Source organism: Photorhabdus viridis, from assembly GCF_040256935.1.
GTDB lineage: Bacteria > Pseudomonadota > Gammaproteobacteria > Enterobacterales > Enterobacteriaceae > Photorhabdus > Photorhabdus viridis.
In genome coordinates this window covers 1-232 of record NZ_JBEJZY010000449.1, presented here as the reverse complement: position 1 = coordinate 232, position 232 = coordinate 1, and the positions used below count along the sequence as shown (strand labels likewise).

Below are 232 nucleotides of genomic sequence, written 5' to 3'. Positions count from 1 at the left end.
TTCTGAATGGATAGCAATGTTGATGGAGCAATATGGTTATAAAACTAAACGAGTGTTATTCAAGAATATGAAAAGCTGTTCGATTCATGGTATTAATAGCCTAATAACCATTAGACCTAGTTACCACGAAAAGCTTGAAGCTTGGAGCGGTGATAGAATTAAAGAATCTGATTATGTTGTTCTTCCGATAGATAGTTCTTCGGAGGAAATTGGAGCAGCTCTTAGATTAGCT

1 protein-coding gene is annotated in these 232 nt (G+C 35.8%); it reads left to right on the top strand.

The features are described 5' to 3' along the window. Positions 1–232, top strand: a 232-nt coding sequence (locus tag ABR397_RS24100; protein WP_350307887.1) for a contact-dependent growth inhibition system immunity protein, incomplete at both ends; no start/stop codon positions are given.